Origin of the sequence: Verrucomicrobium sp. BvORR034, assembly GCF_000739635.1 — a bacterium.
Lineage (GTDB): Bacteria > Verrucomicrobiota > Verrucomicrobiia > Verrucomicrobiales > Verrucomicrobiaceae > Verrucomicrobium.
The window spans coordinates 1-21,891 of sequence record NZ_BATQ01000015.1; the positions used below are offsets into that span (position 1 = coordinate 1).

The following is a 21,891-nucleotide window of genomic DNA, read 5'->3' on the forward strand; positions in this document are numbered from 1 at the left end:
AGCCGGGGACGGGGCGGTGGGGGCGGCAGCGGATGGCGCCGCAGGAACGGGTGAGCCGGCCGGTGCTGGAGCCTCAGGTGCGGCCGGCGCAGCGGGGGCTGACGCGGGCTTCAGGTGCAGGGGATCACCCAGCAGCAGGACCGGGCCTGCGAGGGATGCAAGGGTGATAATAGCCTTCCAGACGGTCATGGATTCGGGGTGCTCGGGGGTTCGAGAGGGGCAAGATGGGCGTCCAGCCGGGGGGGCGTCGTCTGCATCGGTTCCAGCCGGAGATTGCGGACCATGGCGTGGGGCATCAATCCGGTTTCGGCCCTGTCGATGTCCCGGAAGACCACCGCAGTGGCCCCCACCTCCACCACCAGGGCACGGAAGAGTTCGCCGCGGAATGAGAGTTCGATGACATCACCTTCGAACACGCTGCGTGCTCCGATGATGAACTCCTTGGTGTCCAGATTGACGGCGTTGAGCTTCAGGGTCTGCAGCGCCTGGTTCAAGGTAAGTTTTGGCGTCGGCCGGGCGGGATCCTCCTCCACAATGAGAGGGAGGGTGTCTTCGCGGGGAAAGGTCGGCACGCCAAAGGGGTCCACATTCCTCACGCGGGAGCCGAGGCGCTGGGCGAGCACTTCCACATCGCCGGCCTTGGGCAGGCTGGGTGCCTTGGGCAGCCAGGTGGCGGTGTCGATGCCAAAGAAGAGGGGCTTGGCCTTCTCTGCGGACTTCGTGGCAGGAGCCTTGGGGGTGGGGGCGCCCAAGGTGGTGACCGCCGTGGCAAGGGCCACTGCGGTGAGGGAGCGCAAGAACTTCACGGACGAGCCTCCCCTGCCTTCCAGCATGCGTGGGTGGTGTCGATCACGAGGTAGTCAGGCCGCTTCATGAGCAGGTCGGACTTCCGCGTGATCTTGAGTTCCTCAAGCATGGCCTGGGGCATCAGGCTCTCAACCTGGAGGAGGGATTCCTGCATGGGGCCGATGCCGCCCTGGTAGCTGGCCTTCACGCGGATGACGTCGCACTTCACGCTTTTGGCGACCTTGCCGCGGTCCTGCGGGAAGATGAGGCTGCTGCGTTCCAGTTCGATGTCCTTGTACCGCGGCAGTGCGGTGTCGAGGATCTTGGTGTAGAGCTGGCCGGGATCTGCCCCGAGCATCTTCTTCTGATCTTCAAAGGCTTTGCGTCGCGGGGCGATCCGGGCTTCCAGCACCTTCATGCCAGCAATTCGCTTGGTCTCTTCATCATAGCGCAGCTCCTTTTCCGCCCGGACGGAGGTGAGCTTGGCCGTGCCTGCTGCGACACCGGCCAGCAGGACGCAGTTGAAGATGGCCGGGGTGACCAGACCGAATCGGATGATGGGTTTGGTGTAGGCGCTCATGGTCTAGAACGGCTTGGCGATCGGCACTGCGAGGGGGTCCTTTTCCGAGAGGGTCTGGACGATGGTGGCCTCGAAGGTGTAGGAGAAGGAGAGCGAAGGATCGCGGGCCACATCGGCAGCGCTGGCGGCGGCGGTGTAGCGGGGGTTCCGGTTCTGAGTGAGAGTAATCCGGAACTGACGTTCGGCGCTGGGGGCGAAGCTGGTGTCCTGAGTGACCTCGGCGATGTTCGCAAAGAAGGCGGTGAGTCCGCGCTGGCTGTTCAAGTTGTTGAGCAGATCCAGCCCCTTGGCTTTGGCCAGCCCCTTGAAGGTCCACTCCCGCTCCAGGCCGACCGACTCTTTCGATGCCGCAGCGCCACCTTGTTGCGGGCCCGATGGCACGGCGCTGTTCAAGATGTAGCTGAAGGACTCCAGCCTCACTCCGGATTCCTCCGGGAAGAGTTGCAGAAGAAGCTCCACATTCGTCCAGCCTTTGGAGCGGGGCAGGAGCAGGCGCTCCGTCACGTTGATCTGCCGCTCTTCGGTGATCAGCTTGGCGTGATTGGCTTCAGTCAGTTTCACCTGTTCCGGAGTCAGGTGCCAGGAGGGATGGTTCATCGCGGCGAACAGCGAGAAGGTGGTGTACCCTCCGAGGCCGATGAGAAGGAATCCGAGGATGTAAACAAACCAGGTGGAAAGCTTCAGCAGGCGGAGGTCCGCCAGGGAAGGGTAGAGGGCGTCCAGCTTCGCCGTGTGAAAGAAATTCTGCGAAGCCCAGCCGTCCCAGAGATTCTTGAAGGTCTCCGTCCTGGCCAGCGCAGATTGACCGCCAGCCATGGCCTGGCTCATCTTGGGGTCGTAAAGCAGAAATTCGGGGCGGTGGCCGGGGAGTGACTCCGTCGTAGGAAGACTGCCCAGCTCCAACTTCCGGCAATCGAGCTTCTGCCGCGAAAGGGAGTAGATCTCCAGATCCCGCATCGCTTCCTCCAGGGAAGTGGGGTTCGATGAAGCAATGATGATTTTTGGCGGAACGGGACCAGACTCACCCGAGGTCACCAGCTCGGCTCCTACGGCGATGTTCCAAAGGAGGTCACCGAAACTGGCGGGTACGGTATTGTTGCCGCGATGAGAAAGGCTTCGGGCGGACCGGAGCTCCCCCGACGGGGTGAGCGCGAAAACAGCGGTGAACTTCAAGTAGGGCAGCACCACCAGACAGCCGCCGGAAAGCTCAGGCATGACCACGGCCATGGCGGCAAATGCTTCGGCAGGGGCGCTGGTAACAGAGACGCGAACCGGGAGGCGCAGTTGCTCACCGCTTTCCACAAGCCGGTTGAGAAAGGATTCACGCTGCCGGGGCAGGGCCATGGCCGCGGATCGCTGCTGGCCTGCCGCCGCACCCCAAAAAGGGAGCAGTCTCCAGGAGATGGTATCCACGGAAACCTCGCGGTCGGCCAGCGTTTCCTTGGGAGCGTCCACCAGGTTGTACCGGATCAGTCCGAATTCGTCCGAAGCGTCTCCAGCGGAATCCGTGAAGGCGGCTACCTCCGCGAGGGAGAAGTCATCGGCCACGTGGAGGATCACCCCCAGTGCCTTGGGTCGTGTCCCAAAGTACTCAGCCGAGAGCAGGTTCCCGAGCATTTCGGGCATGCCCTCGGCGGTGGTCAGGCTGGCCAGCGGCAGGGATGGCCCCTGCCGCCAGCGTCCTTCAGAACGGGAGAAGGTGGCGGAACACACCTCCCTCCCCCCGTCGAACCAGAGATGCCACTGGAAGGCGATCTCCCCAGGTTCCTTGTACCAGTTGCCGTCAGATGCCCGACTCGTCTTGGACGCCACCATCCGAGCCTGGCGATAGACATCGGCAGGCTTCAGATCATAGGGGTCCGAGATGGAAAAGGCAGCCACGACAAATGGGGGCGGAGAGGTCTGAGAGAGGCTTCCAGAGGGCGGCTCACCAGTCGGCGATGGTGCCGGCGACCAAGGCGTGGGTCGGAGGACCCGTCACGGCGCAAGTCGCGAAAGCGGTGCCAATCGCGGGAACCGTGCCAGTCACTGTAGGAAGGGAGCCATCGCTGGGGCACGGAGGAAGGGCTTCCATGTAGCTGCCAGGACCAGCGGCGGGCACCGGGTCAGTCACGGCCAGGTTGTTGTAGTTGGCGTAGGAACGCACCGCCTTCTGGATCGTGGCGAGCTGCATTCTGCACTTGGCCTGATCGGCTCCTTTGCGGTAGGCACCGAGACCGAGGAAGACCACGGCGATGAGGCCAAGCAGAAGGGCGATGACCAAGCTAACTTCAATGAGGGTGAAGCCAGCAGCGCGCTTGAAACGACGGGTATTGTGGAGTTGATGGATTTTCATGGCGTTAGATTATTTGCAGCACGCCATAAATTATTTAGAAATTATAGAAAAAGCAATTTATCCGTGCTGCTTACGGACGTTGCAATTGCATGAAAAAAATTCGCTTGACGCTCTAGCCCTTATATTTCTAAGGGAAAATTTCTATGCCAAAACGGGCATAGAAACTAATTTTCTAGCGAACAATGGACAAAAAATAGCCATTTTCCGCGAACAAATAGTGCAATTTGGGGCCAAAATGGCCCCATTTCACTACCAGATTTTTTGGAGTTTCCTGAAAATTACAGATCCGATGGAAGCCCTACTCCTTCAAGCTCCTTGTTGGTCACGGACATCAATTTCCAGTCGGACGGCTTCCAACCTTCCTTTTTCCAGGTGAAAACCCAGGGCTCCTGCATCTGGTTGACCTTGGTCATGACCATCTGGCTGACACCCATGCCATTGCCTTCAATCCGTGCGTGACCGCGGACTTTGACGATGGTGTCATTGGCGGAGATGTCGGTGTCCTCCCACTTGATCTCCAGGATGATGAAGCCTGCCATCAGGTCGCGGGCCAGATCCAGGGCTTCAGCAGGGCGGCTACCCCACTGATCCTCGTAGTTGTGGGAGAGGAATTTCCCCGCCGTTTTCCAGTCGCGTTTGGAGGCGAACTTGAAGAGTTCCAGGTGTCGGGCTTTGGCCTGTTTTTCAGCAGACTGCAGATAGGGCCAGGCCAGCCAGCCCAGGACGAGGACAACAACAACGACGGCAATACGAATGATAAGACGCATGGGTTTTTTTATGGGGTTTGGGGTACCCCATTTCAACACGATACCCGCCTGCATGGCAAAACCAATCGCAGGTCAGGCTGGCAATGCGTCATCTCAAAGGATTACATCACCCTGTTGTTCAGGGGTTTGCCAGCGAGGTAGCGTTCGAGATTGTCCAGAAAGTGCCGGAATACCGTGTGCAGTTCATCGTGGTGTCCCCCGGCAATATGCGGTGTGATGAAGCAGTTCGGCAGCTCGCGGAGCGGGTGACCTTCGGGAAGAGGCTCGGGGTCAGTCACATCCAACCAGGCGGCGGCGGGCTTGCCGGATTGCAAGGCGTTGGCGAGGGCAGTTTGATCCACGGTAGTCCCGCGCCCGATGTTGTAGAAAATGGCCCCCGGCTTCATGGCCGCGAAGTGGGCGGTCCCAAAAAGCCCGCGGGACTCGGCGTTTTCCGGGAGGATGTTGATGACGTGATCGGCCGCAGGCAACTCAGACAGAAGGGCCTCGGGAGGGATGACGCGGATGCCTTCGTCGCCCCGGGCGGTCCGGCGCATCGCGGTGATCTTCATGTCGAACGGGGCCAGCATCTTCACGAGCTTGGCGGCGATGGCTCCGTACCCGGCGATAAGTACGGATTGCCCATGAAGGCTGCGACACCCGTTGCGCAGCGCCATCCATTCGGCCCGGCCATTGGGGAAATGAGAGCCCAGCGATTGGGGGAGGAGACGGGCCTGGGCCAGCATGAACGCGAAGACGTGTTCCGCACAGGCCTGATCATAGACGCCGGAGCTGTTGGTCACGGTGAGGCCTCGGGACTGTGCTGCGAGCCGGAACTCGGGCGTGTCATAGCGGGTAAAGCCCGCGGAACTGACCTGGAGCCAGGAGGCTTTGGATGAGGCAAGAACGCCCTCCGTCCGTGGTTGCCCCAGAATGATGTCAGCCTCCGCCATGAGAGGATCGACCGGAGCTTCTGCCAACACCGAGGCCCCCGGCTGGGTGGGGAGGATGAGTTGATGGGGCTGGATTTGTTCCTGGAACCAGGTCAGCAATTCTACAGGAGCTTTGATGTCGGTGAAGATCTTGAGGGGAGTCATCAGGCTGAAAAGGGTGGAGTGAAACCAATACGACTGCCATCAGGCAATGCGGGGGAAGATTGCCAGAAGGATCGTGATGCCCACGACATTGAGCAGCCCCGCCATGATCATGATCACCCCTGCCACCGCGCCTTCCTCCCGGCCCAATTCGTAGGCCTTGGCGGTGCCAGCTCCATGGGCACCCATACCGAGCATGGCACCCCTGGCGAACGCGGTACGAAGGGGGAGCCAGGAGATGAGGGCCTCGCCCATGGCTGCGCCGAAAAGGCCGGTCACCGCCACCAGACACGCAGTGAGCTCCGGCATGCCGCCGATCTCCCGGGACACGGCCTGTGCAAACGGCGTGGTGACCGAGTGCGGCAGCAGGCTGGCCTGCCATTCCGGGGAAAAGTGCAGGACCTTGGCCAGGATCCACGCACTGGCCAGCGCCAGCAGGCTGCCGAAAACCACCCCGACCGCGAGTGTGCCCCAGTGCTTGCGGATCAACTGCCGATGCTCATGCACCACCACGGCAAAGGCCACGGTGGCGGGGCCGAGCAGGCTGCCCAGCCACCAGGTGCCGCGCAGGTACTCGCCATAGGGAATGCCAGTGAGCAGCAATAGGGCGCCGCAGCCCACCCAGGCGATCACCATGGGAGAGGTCCACCAGCGTGGGAGACGCTGGTAAAGCTGGCGTCCACCAGCGTAGAGTCCCAGGGTTACCCCGGCCCAGAGGCCCGGCGACAGGTCAATTTCCATCGCCATGACGCAACCTCCACCGCAGGCTGGTTTCCACCACGAGGGCAGTTCCGATCATCACGGTCAACGTGCCCGCGATGGTTGCGAACACCAGTTTCAGGCCATCGAAGCTCACGAGTTCCTTGTACTTCACCACGGCGAGCATCGCCGGAACGAAGAACAGGGAGAGGTGCTTCAGCATGCCCGTGGAGCCGTGCTGCACCCAGGAAACGGGAATCCAGCGGAAAAGCAGGCAGATCAGGAGGCCGAAGAATCCGAGCACGCTGCCGGGCACGGGAAGGTGAAGCGCCTTGACGATCATCTCGCCAGCCAGCCAGAAGGCCACGAGGACCAGACATTGCAGGAGGACGAGGGATTGGCGCATCGCGGAGCATCCCTCACCTCTTTGAATAGACAAAATGAATCCATGGAATACTTTGGATTCCAGTTTAGAATGCAGAGCGCTATGGAATCACGGGCTTTGGCCGTCTTTGCGGAAGTCGTGCGGCAGAAGAGCTTCTCTGCGGCGGGCAAGGTCTTGGGGTTGACCCAGCCCACGATTAGCAAGGCGGTGCAGCAACTGGAACACGACTGCGGTTGCCTCCTTTTTGACAGACAGGGGAAGAAGTTCAGCCTGACCGCCGCTGGCGAGGTGGTGTACCAGCGTGCGCAGGTCATCCTCAAGGAACACGAGCGCCTTCGAGACGAACTCGCTGGCATTCATGGGCTGGAGCGTGGCCGGCTCCGGTTGGGGTTGCCTTCCTTGGGCAGCAGCCTGCTGTTCGCGCCTCATGTGGCCAGCTTCCGCCGCCAGCATCCAGGGATCGAGATTGAGCTCCATGAGCAGGGCAGCTTGCATCTCCAGGAGCGGGTACGCGCCGGCGAGATTGAGGTGGGAGTGTCTTTGGGCCCGGTGCCAGAGGAGTTCGACTGGCAGCCGGTGAGTGATGAGCCGCTGGTGGCGCTGCTGCCTGCAGGACATCCCCTGGAGCGAGAGGCCAGCCTGGAACTGGCGGATCTGAAGGACACACCGTTCGTACTTTTCGAGCCCGGTTTTTCCCTGAACGCGGTGATCCTCGATGCCTGCCGGATGCGGGGTTTTGTTCCCGTGGAAGCGGCCCGCAGCGGGCACGTGGATTTCATCATTGCCTTGGTAGCGGCGGGACTGGGCGTGGCGCTTCTGCCCAGGCTGATTGTGGATTCGAGGGAACAACGCGTCTGCACCGTGGTGCCGCTGCGTGATGAAGACCTGCGCTGGCGTCTGGGTTTGATCTGGAGGCGGGGCGGGGATCTGTCGCCAGCCGCGAGGCGCTGGCTGGAGGTGGTACGGGAAGGGGTGGGGTGAAGTGCCAGGCGTCTGGCGGCCTGTGCTGGAGAAGCCAGGGGAGCGCACGCATCTTGCGTGCTGTTTCCGGCATCTTGCCGGGAACGTCAGTCAGCGGGTGACCTCGCGAAGTGCAACCAAACCTTCGAACGATGTGGAGGTGTTGATGGCGATGGGGAGAAAGCGGATGCTGTCGGCTTTCCCACCTGATCCTCCTTCGCGGAGGTGCCCAGGGTTGACTCGTCTTGCCTTGCGGGACTCGTCCAACCACTGGGCTGTGCTAGAAATCCCCTTCGGGGATTAACTGCGGACTGAGCAGGTGCCATCCACTCGCTCAGTTGAAGTTCTTCCTCGAAGAGGATGGGGCTACAAGCCCAACGTTGACGAGCTTCCAGCGAGTCTACGTTGGGTACGGGTGTGGGAGGTCTTTACTCCGAAGGAGTTGTGGCGGTCTGAGAGCCTTTCGCATCCAAGGTTCCTTGGCAGGCACAAACTTTCCCGTATGCGATGTCTGTATCGTGGAGTGCAACCACTTGCCCAAGAGGTGCTATGGCCGTGGACGGGCTCCGATCAAGGACCAGGGTTTAAGAATATAACGTGAGCCGCGAAAGCGGTGTCGAGCCACCGGCACTCCAAGACGCTTCGCGAAGTTGAAGGCGGTGAGGCTGTTGGCTGACAGCAGTCGGTTGGTGGTCAGCTCGTCTGGCTCATTCTCTTCTGCTTCGTCAGCAGACGCGCGACTGAACGGGGATGGAATCCCCTGCTCCTTTTTGCAAGGGTCGCGCGCCTCCTGGCGGAGGTAAGTTATTTCATCTTCACCAGCACACGCAGGCGCTTGTAGAGGTAAGTGGAGGCATTCTGGGTGAAGGTCCAGTCCTTGGTCTGGCCGGGGCTGTTGCCAATGCCGATGTCGGCCTGAGGGCCGGCACCCCAGTGGTTGATGGCGATCAGCGTGGTCTTGGCTCCGTGGTGGTTCACCTGCATGGAGCCATAGCCGTCAACCAACTCGGTGAGCTGGTCGCCGGTGTCAAACTCGGCGTCGGAGGCGCCGGGCACGGCGGCGGTGTTGGCAGGGCCGTAGTTGTCGGGCCAGAACTCGAGGTTCAGGGCATCACCTGCCGGACCGTTGGGCACGCCGGGCACGTTGCTCAGGATGACGGCGTTTTTCACCGGGATCTGGAATTTGGCTCCAGAGGCGGAGGTGGGCACGCCCAGCTTCTTGAGCTCGCTGGTGAAGCCATCCACGGAGACGAAGCAGTACTTGGCGGGGCTGGAGGGCTCCTTGAGTTCGAGGAGCCACGCCACCTTTTCCACGGTACCCTTCAGGGTGTCGGCGTTATTCACCTCGTAGGCGGGGGTGTTGCTGAGCTTGGACAAGTCCAAGTCATAGAGCACCTGATAACCCGCAGTTTCAGGGAGCTTCTTCGCCAGCAGATCAAAGACGGAAACCTTGCCCCCCTGAAAGGGGTAAGCAGGCCATCCGGCCCCGTTCACGAGGTTAGGTTCGGCGAGCTTGTTCCAGCCAAAGCGGACTGCGGTCGGCTTGGGCACCCCGGGGGCAGTGAGGACCACGGCGTTGCCTTCAATGGTCGCCTGGGCTTTCACATAGGCCGTGTCCTCGCCAATCACCTCGAACCAGTCGAGAGGCTGGCCATTGCGGGACTTGAGTCCGCCGTCGGCGTGGTCAAAAGTCACCCGCAGTCGGCCTTCTTCAGGCTGTACGGATTTGACGATGGGGCCGGAGGCAACCACGTCCGTCTTGCCATAGGTGTGCTTGAGCGCCTGCTGGGCCAGACGGCGGCCCACCTCTTGTTTGTTCTTGGGGTGGATGTCGTTCAGCTCGGCAATGTCTGTGGTGGGTACGATGCCGGTGTTGGGGATGGAGAGCGCCGCGTACTGGGCCTCCCAGAAGGAAGCCAGGACCTCTGGCGGCTCCTGGCCATACTGGAACGGGGCGATCTGCACGTAGTAGAACGGGAAGTCGCCTTGACCCCAGGCCTTGCGCCAGCCACCGACGAGGGCCTTCATCTTCTCAGTGTAGAGGGTGCCTTCGCCGTGGTTGGATTCGCCCTGGTACCAGATGGCTCCGCGGATGGGAAAGCCCACATAGGGATGGATCATCGCGTTGTAGAGCGTGGTTGGATCGCCATGGGTGGCAAAAGGTGTCAGCTCGCCGGGGAAGGTTGGGCTGGGCGAGACACCGTTGCCAGAATCCAGCGCGCCGGGGACGGTTTTGGTCCAGGCTTCAATGTCTGCCACATGCTTCAAGACGCGCTCGCGGTACTGGGGATTCCCAGGTTGTTTGAGCTTCACCTGGGCGGCGAGGTCACGGAGCCGCTCCAGCCCCTCGAAGCCAGCGGCCGGAACCCAGGGTTCAATCCGGGTGCCACCCCAGGAGGCGTTGATCAAGCCCACCGGCACCTTCAGGTGCTTCTGCAGCTCGCGGGCCATGAAATAACCGGCGGCGGTGAACCCGCCCACCGTGGCCGGGCTGGCGGTCTGCCAGGAGCCGTTGAAATCATCCTGGGGCACGGGCTTGGGAACCAGCGGCACTTTGATGTGGCGGATGGTGGGATCATTGGCCGCCGCGATTTCCTGGGCACTGTTCAGACTGTTTTGTACTACCCACTCCATGTTGGACTGGCCGGAGCAGAGCCAGACCTCTCCCACCAGGATGTCGCGCACCGCGACGGTGTTGGAGGCGGTCACGTTCAACTCCAGGGGGCCGCCACCGGCAGCCAGGGCTGGCAATTCCACGCGCCACTTGCCGTCCTTGCCCGCAGTGGTTTCCACCGGAGCTGTCTGGCCCAGTTTTACCGAAACCTTTTCGCCCGGGTCCGCCCAGCCCCAGACTGGGATCTTCACGTCCCGCTGGAGCACCATGTGGTCCGTGAAAATATGCGGCAGTTTGACTGCGGCCGGGGCGAGGGTGGGCAGGAGGCCCGCCAGCGCCAGCAGCGCCAGGGATCCGCGTTGAGAGAGGGTGAGTGAGAGCATGGTAAGGAGATGACAGTGAACGGGCGTGAGGTCCCGGAATCGCCGACCATACAGAAATCCATGGCCGAACAGTACAAAAATCCTCGGGACAGAAACGAAGGTCCGGATCAGAGGAGGCCTTCCCGGCGGGCCTTCCAGTACATGGCAATGTGATAGACGATCCCGCAGCTGGACATGTGGGCGTAGTCAGACTGAACCAGGAACTTCCGCATCCACTCCTGCTGGGCGACGGGGATTTTAGGATCGTTCACCATCATCGGCACCAGTGCGGACTCGCCCGCCTCGCGGATGTTGTGCCAGACCTTGCGGTACTCGCCCCACTGCGGGTTCATGTAGCCTTTCTGGTTCTTCCATTCCGGAACGTGACGCCAGTCGGGGCCAACCATGGCCAGCATCTCCGGGCTCATCTGGGCGAGGCGTGCTCCCGTTTCGGCCGTGCGTTTCATGGCAATTTCGCCCACGTGCACCATCGTTTCGCGGATGCGCGTTTTGAGGGCGGCATCGGTCTCAAGGTGATAGAGCACCTCGAGCGAGCACTGCATCTGGAGCATGGCGTAGGCGGGTTTCTTCTCGTCGGGATGGGCCGATTGCTCCACGGCAGGCACCACGTAGCGGCGGTATTCCTGATGAAACGCTTCGTTGCCGGTGACATCCCAGGCCACGGCATAGATCATGGGCAGGCGGGCCGCTTCATGAGCCTGCACCTCCCACATCTTGCAGATGCCGAGCCCGCAGGGTTGGTCATCGGCGCGCAGGAAGTCGTAGCCATTCTCCGGAGTGACGTTCTTGATCATCCGGTTGGCGATGGCGGTCATGAGGCTGCGGATCTCCACCTTGGTCGGCTCGTCGCAGAGCGGGCTGTGATAGTAGCGCCAGAGACCATGCACGCAGTGGGTGACTTGGTCCCGGGAAGAGTTGATGTACACGCCTCCGAGATAGTTCGGGCTGATGCCCCGGGCGACGAAGCCTTCTTTGCCATGCACGGTGACGCAGGCCTTGATCCCGCTGAAAACGCGACGCGCGTCGGCTTTCAGCGAAGTCTCTTGTGTGACGTCATACCGGTCGCTCAGCACGCTGAGCATCGCTCCCCCCAGGATCATGCAGTCTTCCATGCCCGTGCCGTAGCCGCAGGGGTTGGGGTACTGGCGTTTCACTTCGTCTGCGGTCGGCAGATGCGTGAGTTCCTGGCCGGGTTCGTAGCTGCTCAGGTAGTCGTAAAAGAGCTCGGTCTTGGGGTTGAAAAACCGCTGCCAGGCGATGTTCCAGGCCTTTTCTGCCTGCGGAGCGAGCTGTTGGGGGGATTCATTCACGAGCGCCGCGCCTGAAAGCGTCGCCGCAGAGAGGGTGACCAGAGCAAAAACGGAGATGAGCAGAGACAAGAAGGGGTTCGGCATAGGGGAGAGGGAATCAAACGGCAGGTGAAAGGGTTTTTTGACCGGAAGGCGTCCACTACGGAGTGGGAAGAGGAAAAAATCCTTGTTTTTGATGTCTCAACCCAGTCAGCATCCGCCATTGCTCCACCCAAGCCGCCTTTACTCAATTCTTCCATGATCCGAAAACTCATCCCCTTCACCGTTTTCGTCGCTCTGGCGGCGTCTGCGGTCGCCCAGGAGACCTTGCACTTTCCCGCCAAATCCGGTGTGGGAGCGGGCAATGGCAAACGTGTCGTCCTTGTCTCGGGAGACGAAGAATACCGCACGGAGGAGAGCTTCCCCATGCTCGCGAAGATTCTCAGCCAGAAGCACGGTTTCGACTGCACGGTGCTCTTCGCGATCAATCCCGAGGGCGGCTACATCGATCCCAACTTCCAGAAAAACATCCCGGGCACCGCGACTTTGGACAAGGCGGATCTCCTGATCATTGGCACCCGGTTCCGCCAGTTGCCTGACAACCAGCTCGCCCCCTTTGCCGCGTACTTGAATGCGGGCAAGCCAGTGATCGGCTTCCGCACCGCCACACATGCCTTCACGGGCGGAGCTGCCACCGGGGACTTCAAGTGGGCGGAGTTCGGTCTCAAGGTCTTGGGCGAGAAATGGGTGAATCACCACGGTGCCCACGGCAAACAGGGCACCAAGTCGGTGGTGGAGCAGGCCAATGCCTCCAATGAGGTGCTGCAGGGGGTGGGTGAGATCTTTGCGCCTACGGATGTGTATGGCATCGCCAATCTGGACCAAAAGGCGGCGACCATCCTCCTGCGTGGAGCGGTGACGGAGTCGCTCGATCCCACCTCGAAAGCGATCGAAGGACCCAAGAACAATCCCATGATGCCGCTGGCCTGGCTGCGGGAGTACACCGCCCCCAATGGCACGGCCAAAGGGCGCGCCTTCTGCACCACGCTCGGTGCTTCCTCGGACTTCGTGGATGAAGATCTTCGCCGGCTCGCGGTCAACGTTTCCTATGCCCTGCTCGGACTCAAAGTGCCGGACAAGGCGGATGTCGCCTATGTGGATGCCTTCGAGCCGACCTTCTACGGCAACAACAGCAGCGATTACTACAAGACGCTGAACCGGAAGCCCGGTGACTATGTTCTGGGCAAGAGCCCGGCAACCGGTAAAGGCGCTGCCAAACCGGCGGCCAAGCCTGCGGCCGCGAAGCCCGCAGCAGAGAAGAAGGACGAGGTGCCTCCGCACGCCTTCAATGCCGAGCCTGCCCCCGCCAAGGCCAAACGTGATCAATCCGTGGCAGCTCCTGCCAAGGGCGAACGCATTGTGCTGGTCGGCAACGGTCTGGCAGAGCGCGACGTTTACTACGGTCGGATCGAAACGGAACTGAACCTGCGCTATCCTGAGAAGGAGTTGTTCTTCCGCAACATGGGCCACGTGGGAGACACCCCCGGATTCCGCCCGCACCCTGCCCGCGTTTCGCAGTGGGCCTTCCCCGGGGCTGAGAAGTTTCATCCAGACAAGAACGTGCATCATGGCAAGGGGTTCTTCCCCACGCCGGACCAGTGGCTCACCCATCTGAAAGCCGACACCATTGTCGGGTTCTTCGGTTACAATGAGTCCTTCGACGGTGCCAGCAAGGTGGGCAACTTTGAAGCGGAGATTGATGCCTGGGTGGCTCACACCCTGAGCAAGGCCTACAACGGCAAAGAAGCCCCCCGTGTGGTGCTCGTGTCTCCGATCGCCTATGAAGATCAGAGCGCCAAGCGCGATCTGCCGGATGGCCATGCAGAGAACGCCAACCTGCTGCTCTACGCCGCCGCCATGGAGAAGGTGGCCAAGAAATACGGGGTGACCTATATCGACCTTTTCACGCCCACCAAGGAGATCTATGCCAAGGGTGGACCGGTCTTCACCACGGGTGGTTTCATCCCCACCAGTGAGGGTTACAAGACCATCGCTGACGTGCTCGCCACAGGCCTCTATGGCCATCAGTCCCGCGTCTCCAAGGCAGATCCGGAGAAAGTGCATGAAGCTGTTCAGCAGAAGCAGTGGTTCTGGAACACGGACTACAACATCCTCAACGGAGTGCACACCCACGGTCAGCGGTACAATCCCTATGGCCCGCAGAACTATCCGGACGAGGTGAAGAAGTCCCGAGAGATGACCGCGCTGCGCGACCAACTCATCCATGACCTGGCCAGCGGCCGGAAGAACGACCTCGTGGTGGATGATTCCAAGACGCATGTGCTGCCTCCGGTTCCCACCAACTACCAGCCGAGCGCCAAGAACGGCAGTGAGAAGTATCTGTACGGCGATGAGGCGCTCAAGACCCTGTCGGTGCCGGAAGGCTACAAGGTGGAGCTCTTTGCCAGTGAGAAGGAGTTCCCCAATCTGGCCAACCCCATGCAGCTCTCCTTCGACGACAAGGGTCGTCTCTGGGTGGCCGTGATGCCGACCTATCCCCACTATCGTCCCGGCGACGCGTTGCCGAACGACAAGCTCCTCATCTATGAGGACACCAACGGCGACGGCAAGGCGGACAAGGAAACAGTTTTTGCGGATCACCTCCATCTGCCCATCGGGTTCGAGTTCGCCCCGGAAGGCGTCTATGTCTCCCAAGAGCCCAACCTCGTCCTGCTGCGCGATACCAATGGCGATGACAAGGCCGACAGCTCCGAGATCATTCTGGGCGGGTTTGACTCGCACGACACCCACCACGCGATCAGCGCTTACACAGCGGATCCCAGCGGTGCCTTCATCCTCTGTGAAGGGGTGTTCCTGCACTCCAATGTCGAGACCCCTTATGGCCCGGTGCGCTGTGTGGACGGCGGTTTCCTCCGCTACAGCCCGCAGCGCGGTCATCTGGAGCGCACGGCGCAGCTTTCCATCCCAAACCCCTGGGGAGTGGTGTTCGACAAGTGGGGCCAGGATTTCTTCCTGCACACCTCTGGTCCGAGCATGAACTGGATGCTGCCCGTCTCGGTGAAGCCCGCCTTCGGTAGCAAGACCCCTTCGACCCCGGACCTCATCCCCAAAGGACAGTCGGTCCGCCCCACGACCGGTCTAGAGATTGTTTCCTCACGCCACTTCCCGGATGAAGTGCAGGGCGATCTTATCCTCTGCAACGCCATCGGCTTCCTGGGCATCAAACAGCACCAGATCCAGGACGAAGGCACCGGCTGGAAGACCTCCTTCCGTCATGACTTGTTGAAGAGCACGGACGGGAACTTCCGCCCGGCGGATTTGGAGTTTGCCCCGGATGGTTCATTGTATGTGCTGGACTGGCACAACGTCTTGATCGGTCACATGCAGCACAACGCCCGTGACCCGCTCCGCGACCACGTGCATGGCCGCATCTACCGCATCACCTATCCCTCCCGCCCGCTGGTAAAGCCAGCCCAGGTGGCAGGAGCCTCCGTGCAGACCCTGCTCAACAACCTCAAGGAGCCTGAACTGCGCACCCGCTACCGCTCCCGCCGTGCCCTGCGCAGCCATCCGGCGAGCGAGGTCCTGCCAGCGGTGAAGGCCTGGGTTGCCGGGCTCGACAAGAACGACGCACAGTACGAGCACAACGTGCTGGAAGCCCTCTGGGTGACCTGGGGCATGAACGAGGCGGATGAAACCCTGCTGCGTCAGACGCTTAATGCCAAAGACTTCCACGCTCGCGCCGGCGCGGTACGGGTTCTGAGGTATAACACCCATCGTGTGGCGGACCATGTGGCCCTGCTGGAGAAGGCGGCCGCCGATGAACACGGCCGCGTGCGTTTGGAAGCGATCGTCGCGGCCTCCTGGCTGCCCAACACGGCCGCTGCCAAGAACATCGTCGCCATCGGTTCCAAACAACCGCTGGATGAGTGGAGCAAGAACGCCGCAAAGACGGCCGCCGACCGGCTTGCCGGGGTGGCAGAAGTGGCCGCACCGGAGCACCCTGTGATTGCGGCTCCGGCCGATCTCTCGCCCGAGGCGAAGAAGCAGTTCATGCTGGGCCAGGAAGTTTACTTCCGTGAAGGGCACTGCACCACCTGCCACCAGCCCCACGGTGGTGGCCTGGATCCTGCCTTCCCCTCGCTTCAGAAGAGCCCCTGGGTCACTGGGGACCGGGATCGCCTGATCAAGCTGGTGCTCTACGGATTGATCGGACCCATTGAAGTGGACGGCAAGCAGTACAACGGCCAGGTGCCTATGACCCCCTTTGGCGGCATGCTGAAGGACGAGGAAGTTGCGGCGGTGATCACGTTCGTGCGCAACCATTTCGGCAACAAGGCCGAACCGGTGACCACGAAGGACGTGAAGGCCATTCGCGATGCCAATCCTGGACGCATGATGTTCTACACGGTTGAAGAGCTGCTGAAGCAGCATCCGATGAAATAGCTGTGCTGTAGTTGTTTTGCGCGGCCCGCTTCGCCATCGTCAGGTGGTTGAAGCGGGTTGTTTGTTATTGGGGACGAAAAGGTGTGGTCTCCAACAGTGCCTGCCGAGGAATTTGGCGGGGCTGACGTGGAGGCGTTGATTGCGGTGGGGAGAAAGCAGATGCTGTCGGCTTTCCCACCTGATCATCCTCCGCGGAGGTACCCAGGGTTGACTCGCTTGAGGCTCGTCCAACCACTGGGCTGTGCTACAGATCCCATACTGGGATCAACTTCGGTCTGAGGCGGGCACCTCAAGGTGGTTCCTTGGTAGCCACCCCAAAACGCGCGCGATTGGTCGGTTCTCCTCGCATATTTCCCGGTATGTGGTGATGTGGCCGGGAGAGAGGGGCATAGGGCCAAGGGGAACGCTGGGATGAATGGTGGCGGGGCGTTGGGCAGGTGAAAGACGATCGCGGGATGACGCCGTAGACGCTTCAGTTAGTGTCTCCTCACGTCGTCAGCTACGCCGGTGTTGAGAGTGGTCTGGCAGAAGGGAGTGGAGCTGGAGCTGTTGTTGCTTGAGGCATGCTGATGGGATTGGCTGGCGCAATTCCGCCAACGTGGGATCTGTAGGCTCGTCCTCTTCGAGAAGAACTTCGATTGAGTTCTGACCGGGCCAGGACCGGTTGCTCGTCCGCCCCGCTTACTTGCTGGTCGCCAGCCTCAAGCCGAGCAACACCAACAAGGCGCCCGCCGTGCGATTCAGCCAGGTGCCGAAGCCGGGGCGCTCGCGCAAATGCCGTCCGAGGGAGGCGGCAAAAAGGGCGAGGAAAAAACACCAGATCGTGCCGGTGGTCACAAAGGTGAGCCCCAGCAGGATGAAGGCAGCGAAGGGGTTGCCGCTGTCCTTCGCGATGAACTGGGGGACAAAGGCGAGAAAGAAGAGCGCCACCTTGGGGTTGAGCACGTTGGTGAGCAGCCCCTGTCGGTAAACCTTCCCAAACGAGGAGGCTGGGGGTGCGTTTGAAACAAGGGAGTTGTCCTGCTTGGGGGAAAGCAGCATGCGGATGCCCAGCCAGATGAGATAAGCCGCGCCCGCGAACTTGATGACCGTGAAGGCCGTGGCTGAAGCCGCCACTACGGCAGACAGCCCAAGAGCTGCAGCCAGGCTGTGCACCAGAGCTCCACTGGATATGCCCAGCACCGATGCCATGCCCGCCGACCGACCCTGTGCCATGCTGCGACCCAGGATGTAGAACGTGTCCTGCCCCGGGGTCAGATTGAGCAGAATGCAGGTGCCCACATAGAGGCCAAAGTCGTGGATGCCGTACATGGGTTTTAGGAGAGACGTTCCTCTAGTTCATCAATGGTCAACCATTGCGCTGATTCCGAATCGGCAATCTTCGCTCGCACAGCTAAGACCTCTTCGTGCCAAGCTGGTGAAACGCGGTTGGACGCTTCTTGATCCGGTGATCCGCCGAGTTGCTCAATCGTGGCCATCTCTGCCATCCGTTTAGACGCCGACATGATCGAATACTGTGCGAAGGTCACGCGGAGATCAAGTGGGCGGTTCAACCCGCCGCTCGCATGGAGGACCAGAGGCCGAGCTGTTCCATGACCTGATAGCCCGAGTCTTCCTCCTCGCGCACTTGTACGGTTGGGGAAGGAATTGGGACGGGTGTCGGAGCGGGGGCTGGGTTCAACGCTTGCTCCAGATCCTCCACCACTGGAGCGACCTCCAGGGACGGGACGACAACCGTTGGGGCCAAGGCTGCATTGGCCCGTCGGGCGACTTCCAGCCAGGGGAGGGGCCCGTGGCGGTTCGCGCAATGCACTTGGGCAGTGGTGACGCCAGCGGAGTGCAATGCGGCCGTGATCTTTTGGCGGGCGACGTTGGGGCAGTTGCAGTCCTCGCTCAGGTGTCCCAGAATCACGTGCTGAAGATGCTCGTGCGCGAGGTGTTGCACGAGCTCGGCGGCCTGCTCATTGGAAAGGTGGCCGTGCCGACCACTGATGCGCTGTTTCGTAGCCCAGGGGCGCTTGGTGTCGGCTTCCAACAGTGGGCCGTCGTAGTTGGCCTCCATGAAGAGGGTGTGTACTCCCTTCAACCGGTCACGGATGAGGTTGGTGATGAAGCCCACATCGCTGAGCACTCCCAAGCGGGAATCTTCGTCCTGAATGAGGAAGCCGACAGGATCTACCGCGTCGTGCGGGACTGGGAAACACTCGATGTGGAGATCTTGAAACTGGAAGGCCGCGCCGGTTTGCATGATCCGCCAGCGGGGCCTGGCTTTCTCAAAGCCACTCATCAGAGTTTCCTGGGTGAGCGGGGTGCAGAAGAGAGGCACCTCATGCTTCCGGCAAAGAACCTCCAGACCGGCGGTGTGGTCGCCATGCTCGTGGGTGAGCAGGATGCCATCGAGCTGTCCGACGTTCAGCCCGACCTGCTCCAGACGCTGCGTGATGCGGCGTGCGCTCAGCCCGGCGTCCACGAGCAGGCAGGTGCGCTCTGTGCGGAGCACTGCACAATTGCCTGAACTGCCGCTGCCGAGCACCGTGAGGGAAAGCATGGCCGAGCTTAGCGGGAGATGGCCGCCGTGAAAAGCAGAAATGCCCGCCAAGGAACCTCAAGGGGCGATCACGAATCAGACCGCCCAAACTCCCCTTCGGAGTAAATTCAACACTCGCACCTACCCAACGTAGACTCGCTGGAAGCTCGCCAACGTTGGGTTTGTAGCCACATCCTCTTCGAGGAAGAGCTTCGACCGAGCACAGCAGTTTGGTCAGTTCTCCTCAGGTCCAGAGCAGATTCTTTGCACCCGTAGAAAGGGCAGGCTATCATGGCGGGAATGTATGTGTGGATCCGCCGACTGATCTTGCTGGTGCTGCTGGGCTCCGGCATCTCGGCGGCTGGCTATGTGCGCAGCGATGGGTTCTCGCGTAAGTGGCGCGAGTTCGTGATCGAGCAGTTCAAGCACCGCGGGGTGTACCTGACCCTCGACCGTCTGACGCTGGATCCCTTCGAAGGCGTGGTGGCGCGCGGCATCACGGTGTTTCAGGACGCTGATCGCAAGAGCGTCGTCGCCGAGGTGGACCGGCTCCACCTGGATTTGGACTACGGGAAGATGCTCCGCAACGAGCTCTTCCTCGAAGGCGTGGACTTGCGGGAGGCGAACCTGTCCTTCGCCGTGGATCCCGAAGAGACGGATTCGGAAGTCATCAAGCTCGAAGACATCAGTGCCCGTCTCTATATGATCGGGGATCGCATTGAGGTGCGGAAAGCGGAAGCGAAGCTCTTTGGCCTGGCCCTGCATCTCCGGGGATCGGTGTTGAAGCCCAAGTTCACTGGTCAGAGTGAGGACCCTGCCGCAGTAGAAGAGCGCAAGCGTCGGCGTATGGCTTTGCTAAAGGCCCGGCGTGGCTTGATTCTGGACACGGCCCGCGTGCTCAAGCACTTCGAGACCGCAGTAGCTCCAAATCTGGATGTGGAGATCACCGGGGATCTGGCCAAGCCAGAAGAGATGAATGCCACCATGCACCTCCGGGCGAGCGACCTCCGGCATGGCACCTATGTGTGTGAGGATCTGGATGTCCTGGCCAGCTACTCAGGGGAGACCGTGGACCTTTCCCACTTGCGGGTGCGGGATCGTCTGGGGCAGCTGGAGCTGGCGGCGGCATGGACCTTGGGGGGCCAGGATGTGGATTTCCACTTCCGCTCCACCGCAGATCTTCCCGGCTTGTGTGCAGCGGTCTTTGAAAAAGAGGCGTTTCGCGAAGTGGTCTTCTATGAGCCCGTGAGTGTGCGGGCAGAGGGCATCTATCACCTCAACCAGCCGACGGCGGAAGGGGGCGGTCTGCCCGTGAACTGCGTGGGGAGTGTGGATGCTGGACGGTTCGCCACCCGGGGAGAGATGCTGGAGGGGCTCTCCGGCAGCTTTGGGCTTGCTCCGGAGGGGTGGTATGTGCGGGATGTGCGGTTGCGGCATTCCACTGGGAGCCTCGGGCTGCAGGCCATGTGGCGTCAGGGGGAGGGCTTCAAGTATCGGGCGCTGCTTCAGATGGATCCCCATGTGTTCCTGCCCTTCGCCAAGCTCCCGCAGACGCAGGAGATCATCAAGCGCTTCAAGTTCCGGCACGAGTCCAGCATTTTTGCCGAGGTGGAAGGGTCTGGGCCGAATCCAGACATTGCGAAGTGCGTCAACCAAGGGCGGGCCGAATTGCACAACTTTGCGTACCGCGGTCAGGAGTTCGAGCGCTTGAGCGCGGATGTCCAGTTCAGCGGGCCGAGGCACAACTACACAAACGTCGAGATCGAGCGTAAAGAGGGCCGTGCCACCGCCCGGGAAGTGCGCTGTGACGATGTGGCCAAAACGGTGCAGCTGACCGGGGTGCTGGCAGATCTGGACCCCGTGGCGCTGACCAGTTGCTTCAATGAGCAGACGGCGGCGGTGATCAAGCGCTACCGTTTTGACAAACATCCCCGTGTGGAGCTGGACGGGCTGATTGGCTACAAGTATGGCAACAGTGACTTCAAGGTGAAGTTCAAGTCCACGGGCACCGCGCACTACGTGCTGTGGGATGAGGACTACACAATCCATCTGCCCGCCGGGGAACTGAAGTTCAAGGGCCGTCAGCTCGGCTATGCGGTGACGGGAAAAGTCTTTGGCCAGGACATGGCTTGCCGGGGCACCGCCGACCTCACCCCGGATGTGCATGACTACACGGTGTCCTTCCAGTCTGGTAGCTTTCCCTATGGCGTTTTTGGCAAGCCATTGCCTTTTGAGCGGGTCTCTGCGGAGGTCGTGTGCAAAAAGGGCGTGGCAACCTTCAACGCTGGGGCGCGGCTCTTCAACGGCAGCTTCACGCTCAAGGGGAAGATCAACGACGCCATTCGCCAGCCCGCCTACGAGGGCGAACTGCGCATGAACGGCCTGAGTTTCAAGCGCTTCGCCCGCGTTTATTCACCCTCCAACGACACCGAAGGGGACCTGACCGGCCATTTCATCTTCTCGGGCAAACTGGGTGACTGGCGGACGCTGAAGGGACGTGGGGCCCTCATCATTCTCAACGGCAACCTCTATGCGGTGCCCATCCTCGGCCCGCTCACTCCCCTGATAGGGGCTCTGCTGCCCCGCCCCATGAGCGGCTACAACCTTGCCAAAGAGGCGGATTGCACCTTCCAGGTTGCCGACGGTTTTGTGCGGACCGACGATCTGGAGGCCCTCACTGGTGTATTCAGGCTGGTTTCGAAAGGGCAGGTCGACTTCCTGGAGGACCGCATCAAGTTCGAGGCCCAGGTGAAGTTCCGAGGTTTGCCGGGACTGGTGCTCTTCCCGGTCAGTGAGATCTTTGAGTATGTGGGAGAGGGGAGCGTGGGGGAACCCATGTGGCGGCCCCGCTACTTCAGCACCACCCAGGAGAAGGAAAAATTTCGCAAGCCCGGTGAAGCTCCGGATGTGGAGCCCGCTGCTGGATCGGTGCCCAGGGCCATCCCCGTCGGACCGCCCACCCGCAACGGGCGCGGCGCTGGCAGCCCCGCCCGCAAGAATCCCTGACCTGGCCGACTGCAAGATAG

Annotated in this window: 17 protein-coding genes; 3 read left to right on the top strand and 14 right to left on the bottom strand. The window is 61.2% G+C overall.

Going from position 1 to position 21,891, the window contains the following annotated elements; translation table 11 throughout:
• The 9 genes from BV034_RS03105 to BV034_RS03145 all read right to left on the bottom strand — a co-directional run.
• Window positions 1-189, bottom strand: a 189-nt coding sequence (locus tag BV034_RS03105) for a hypothetical protein (protein WP_265592561.1), incomplete at its 3' end; no start/stop codon positions are given.
• A complete protein-coding gene (locus BV034_RS03110; RefSeq protein WP_265592562.1) occupies window positions 186-806 on the bottom strand; it encodes a hypothetical protein in 621 nt (206 codons plus the stop codon). The genes BV034_RS03105 and BV034_RS03110, both read right to left, overlap by 4 nt.
• On the bottom strand, window positions 803-1,366 hold the full coding sequence (locus tag BV034_RS03115) for a hypothetical protein (protein WP_050024028.1): 564 nt from the start codon (window positions 1,364-1,366) through the stop codon (window positions 803-805). Before BV034_RS03115 ends, BV034_RS03110 begins: the two co-directional genes overlap by 4 nt.
• 3 nt (window positions 1,367-1,369) lie before the next feature.
• On the bottom strand, window positions 1,370-3,247 hold the full coding sequence (locus BV034_RS03120) for a hypothetical protein (RefSeq protein WP_050024030.1): 1,878 nt from the start codon (window positions 3,245-3,247) through the stop codon (window positions 1,370-1,372).
• Window positions 3,248-3,293: 46 nt separating this feature from the next.
• Window positions 3,294-3,701 carry a type II secretion system protein gene (locus tag BV034_RS03125; protein WP_050024032.1) on the bottom strand — a complete coding sequence of 136 codons (408 nt, stop codon included), beginning with the start codon at window positions 3,699-3,701 and terminating at the stop codon, window positions 3,294-3,296.
• Window positions 3,702-3,979: 278 nt separating this feature from the next.
• Window positions 3,980-4,468, bottom strand: coding sequence for a hypothetical protein (locus BV034_RS03130; protein ID WP_265592563.1), 489 nt, complete (start codon window positions 4,466-4,468; stop codon window positions 3,980-3,982).
• Window positions 4,469-4,569: 101 nt separating this feature from the next.
• A complete protein-coding gene (locus tag BV034_RS03135) occupies window positions 4,570-5,544 on the bottom strand; it encodes a D-2-hydroxyacid dehydrogenase (protein WP_050024035.1) in 975 nt (324 codons plus the stop codon).
• 39 nt (window positions 5,545-5,583) lie between these two features.
• Complete coding sequence (locus BV034_RS03140) at window positions 5,584-6,288, bottom strand: LrgB family protein (RefSeq protein ID WP_265592564.1); 705 nt, start codon at window positions 6,286-6,288, stop codon at window positions 5,584-5,586.
• Window positions 6,272-6,646: a CidA/LrgA family protein gene (locus BV034_RS03145; protein ID WP_050024037.1), complete on the bottom strand. Its 375-nt coding sequence runs from the start codon at window positions 6,644-6,646 to the stop codon at window positions 6,272-6,274. Before BV034_RS03145 ends, BV034_RS03140 begins: the two co-directional genes overlap by 17 nt.
• An 81-nt stretch (window positions 6,647-6,727) precedes the next feature.
• Here BV034_RS03145 and BV034_RS03150 point away from each other — a divergent pair, with 81 nt between their 5' ends.
• The gene (locus tag BV034_RS03150) at window positions 6,728-7,606 is read left to right on the top strand and encodes a LysR family transcriptional regulator (protein ID WP_050024038.1); all 879 of its coding nucleotides are present in this window, start codon (window positions 6,728-6,730) and stop codon (window positions 7,604-7,606) included.
• A 783-nt stretch (window positions 7,607-8,389) separates the two neighbouring features.
• Here the strand turns inward: BV034_RS03150 and BV034_RS03155 are convergent.
• Complete coding sequence (locus BV034_RS03155) at window positions 8,390-10,582, bottom strand: sialate O-acetylesterase (protein WP_050024040.1); 2,193 nt, start codon at window positions 10,580-10,582, stop codon at window positions 8,390-8,392.
• A gap of 107 nt (window positions 10,583-10,689) precedes the next feature.
• A complete protein-coding gene (locus BV034_RS03160) occupies window positions 10,690-11,976 on the bottom strand; it encodes a hypothetical protein (protein ID WP_050024042.1) in 1,287 nt (428 codons plus the stop codon).
• A 153-nt stretch (window positions 11,977-12,129) separates the two neighbouring features.
• Between BV034_RS03160 and BV034_RS03165 the strand changes: the two genes are divergently transcribed.
• A complete protein-coding gene (locus BV034_RS03165) occupies window positions 12,130-16,338 on the top strand; it encodes a PVC-type heme-binding CxxCH protein (protein WP_050024044.1) in 4,209 nt (1,402 codons plus the stop codon).
• Between the two features lie 681 nt (window positions 16,339-17,019).
• Here BV034_RS03165 and BV034_RS03170 read toward each other — a convergent pair.
• The 3 genes from BV034_RS03170 to BV034_RS03175 are packed head-to-tail and all read right to left on the bottom strand — an operon-like array spanning window position 17,020 to window position 18,886.
• Window positions 17,020-17,649 carry a LysE family translocator gene (locus tag BV034_RS03170; protein ID WP_050024046.1) on the bottom strand — a complete coding sequence of 210 codons (630 nt, stop codon included), beginning with the start codon at window positions 17,647-17,649 and terminating at the stop codon, window positions 17,020-17,022.
• Between the two features lie 5 nt (window positions 17,650-17,654).
• Entirely contained in the window at window positions 17,655-17,867 is a 213-nt protein-coding gene (locus BV034_RS35575; protein WP_265592566.1) for a hypothetical protein, read from the bottom strand.
• A gap of 20 nt (window positions 17,868-17,887) precedes the next feature.
• Entirely contained in the window at window positions 17,888-18,886 is a 999-nt protein-coding gene (locus tag BV034_RS03175; RefSeq protein WP_050024048.1) for an MBL fold metallo-hydrolase, read from the bottom strand.
• Window positions 18,887-19,156: 270 nt separating this feature from the next.
• Here BV034_RS03175 and BV034_RS03180 point away from each other — a divergent pair, with 270 nt between their 5' ends.
• Complete coding sequence (locus tag BV034_RS03180; RefSeq protein WP_265592567.1) at window positions 19,157-21,871, top strand: hypothetical protein; 2,715 nt, start codon at window positions 19,157-19,159, stop codon at window positions 21,869-21,871.
• Window positions 21,872-21,891 lie beyond the last annotated feature (20 nt).